A 1,082-nucleotide genomic window follows, 5' to 3' on the forward strand; every position below is an offset into this window, starting at 1 on the left:
TGAGGTGACACTAGAAAAAAATCACCCTATGCGTTTACAAAGGTTAGTCGATATTCTGGAGCGGGTGGGTTACCAGCGCAACACTAACACTGAACAGTCAGGTTACTATTCGGTCGGCGAAAGCAATGTCATGGTGCACCGTCGGCCTTTTGATTTTTCTGATGGGCCGCAAATGGCTCAACGAGTGCAGGTAAACTTCCGGGGCGAGCGCATTGAGTCGTTGAAAAGCTGGCCTAGTGGTCGGGAGTTAGAAAGATTACGACTGGAACCTGAATTGATAGGGCGTATTAGCACGTTGAGTAAAGAAGACCGTTTGTTAGTTGGTCTGGAGGTGGTTCCTAACTTACTCATTGAAACTTTGCTGAAAGTTGAAGACCAGGAGTTTTATCATCACCAGGGAGTGTCCCCCTGGTCTATTCTGCGGGCACTGGTTGCTAACCTTAAAGCAGGCAGAACGGTACAGGGCGGCTCAACGCTTACTCAGCAACTGGTTAAGAATATCTATCTGACCAGAGAACAAACACTGTGGCGTAAGTTTCATGAAGCCATGATGTCGCTGGTGATTGATTACCGCTTTGATAAAAACACAATTTTAGAGACCTATCTGAACGAGGTTTATTTTGGTCAGGATGGCAGCAACGCCATTCATGGCATTGGACTTGCCAGTCAATTTTATTTTGGTAAACAGGTTCAGGAGCTTAGTCCGAGCGAGATTGCGTTAATGGTGGGGATGATAAAGGGACCTTCCTATTACGACCCCTGGCGCTTCCCTGAGCGCGCTCGCGAGCGCCGTGACACGGTGCTTAAGGTCATGTTTGAGAATGACTTAGTCGGTAAAGACAACTTTGTTGCTGCTGTTGAACAAAAGCTCGATGTTAAAGAGAGTCGACGTTTGGTCGAGCACCCATACCCACATTATATGGATCTGGTGCGGCGTGAAATGAAACGCATTGTTTTACCGGAAGACTGGCAGGACACCGGATTAAAGATCTTTACTCACCTTCAGGTAGACACCCAAAACGCAGTGCAACGTTCCTTGGCAAAAAAGCTGATGGCAGATGGTGAGGATGAGAAATTAGAAG

General features: G+C 47.2%; 1 protein-coding gene. It reads left to right on the top strand.

Annotation, left to right across the window (positions count from 1 at the left end):
* Positions 1-1,082 (top strand): transglycosylase domain-containing protein (locus tag B3180_RS08180; protein ID WP_286843947.1); only part of this gene is annotated, 1,082 nt, incomplete at both ends.

The organism is Idiomarina sp. UBA4206 (assembly GCF_002383015.1).
Classification (GTDB): domain Bacteria; phylum Pseudomonadota; class Gammaproteobacteria; order Enterobacterales; family Alteromonadaceae; genus Idiomarina; species Idiomarina abyssalis.